Annotated in this window: 2 protein-coding genes and 1 pseudogene; all 3 read right to left on the bottom strand. The window is 63.2% G+C overall.

Annotated features, from left to right (window positions below):
* A partial coding sequence (locus BSF44_RS29155; RefSeq protein ID WP_172435422.1) for an NAD(P)(+) transhydrogenase (Re/Si-specific) subunit beta occupies positions 1-461 on the bottom strand: 461 nt, incomplete at its 3' end.
* On the bottom strand, positions 458-808 hold the full coding sequence (locus BSF44_RS29150; RefSeq protein WP_053152987.1) for an NAD(P) transhydrogenase subunit alpha: 351 nt from the start codon (positions 806-808) through the stop codon (positions 458-460). The genes BSF44_RS29155 and BSF44_RS29150, both read right to left, overlap by 4 nt.
* Positions 809-819: 11 nt before the next feature.
* Positions 820-1,491, bottom strand: a pseudogene (locus tag BSF44_RS29145) (NAD(P)(+) transhydrogenase (Re/Si-specific) subunit alpha); the annotation flags it as partial.

The following is a 1,491-nucleotide window of genomic DNA, read 5'->3' as shown; positions in this document are numbered from 1 at the left end:
GCAATGACCGAGCCGGAGAAGGTGATTGCACCGATGGCGGCACCGAGGAACAGCTCCAGGCGATTACCGGCCGGGATCGCATCGCCGAGGTTCTGCACGATGCCCAGCGACTGCGGCTCGACCACGGCAGCCACGGCGATGAACACCGCTGCCAGGCCGATCATGCTGTGCATGAAGGCGACCAGTTCGGGCATCTTGGTCATTTCGACGCGTTTGGCCATGATCGAACCGGCGGTGCCGCCGATCAGCAGGCCGACGATCACGTAGACGATGCCGTCTTGTGCCAACTCGGAGCCCAGCTTGTAGATCAGGCCCACCGTGGTGAGAATCGCCAGGCCCATGCCGAGCATGCCGAACAGGTTGCCACGACGCGACGTGGTGGGGTGCGAGAGGCCCTTGAGCGCCTGGATGAAGCAGACCGAGGCGATCAAATACAGGGAAGTAACCAGGTTCATGCTCATGCTTGCTGCACCTCGGCCTTGACTGCTTCGGCCTTGGCCGCCGGCGCTTTGGCCGCTTTTTTCTTGAACATTTCCAGCATGCGGCGGGTCACCAGGAAGCCACCAAACACGTTGACGGCGGCCAGGGCCACGGCCAGGGTGCCCATGGTCTTGCCCAGCGGGGTCACGGTGAGGGCGGCGGCGAGCATGGCGCCGACGATCACAATGGCCGAAATGGCGTTGGTCACCGCCATCAGCGGCGTGTGCAGTGCCGGTGTGACGTTCCAGACCACGTGGTAGCCGACATAGATCGCCAGCACGAAAATGATCAGGTTGTAGATACCGTGAGAGATCAGCATGTCTTCCATTATTTTTATCCTCAGCCGTTCTTGCGCACGATCTGGCCGTCGCGGCACATCAGGCACGCGGCGACGATATCGTCTTCAAGGTTGATCACCAGTTGTCCGTCTTTATCGAACAACAGTTTCATGAAGTCCAGCAGGTTGCGGGCGTACAGCGCCGAAGCGTCAGCCGCCACGGCGCTGGCCAGGTTGGTCGGGCCCACGATGGTCACGCCATGTGCGACGACCACCTGATCGGCCACGGTCAGCGGGCAGTTGCCGCCCTGGGCGGCCGCGAGGTCGATGACCACCGAGCCCGGTTTCATCTGCGCCACGGTTTCTGCACTGAGCAGCGTCGGTGCCTTGCGGCCGGGAATCAGTGCGGTGGTGATCACGATGTCCGCCTGCTTGGCGCGTTCGTGCACGGCCGCGGCCTGGCGCTGCATCCAGCTGGCCGGCATCGGGCGGGCGTAACCGCCGACACCGACGGCGCACTCACGCTCTTCATCGGTCTCGTAGGGCACGTCGACGAACTTGGCGCCGAGGGATTCGATCTGTTCTTTAACCGCAGGACGTACGTCGGACGCTTCGATCACTGCACCCAGGCGTTTCGCCGTAGCGATCGCCTGCAAGCCGGCCACACCGGCACCAAGGATCAGCACGCGCGCCGCTTTCACGGTGCCCGCAGCGGTCATCAGCATCGGCATGAA

Origin of the sequence: Pseudomonas sp. ACN8 (assembly GCF_002303925.1) — a bacterium.
Lineage (GTDB): Bacteria > Pseudomonadota > Gammaproteobacteria > Pseudomonadales > Pseudomonadaceae > Aquipseudomonas.
This window is presented reverse-complemented; position numbering and strand designations above follow the sequence as displayed.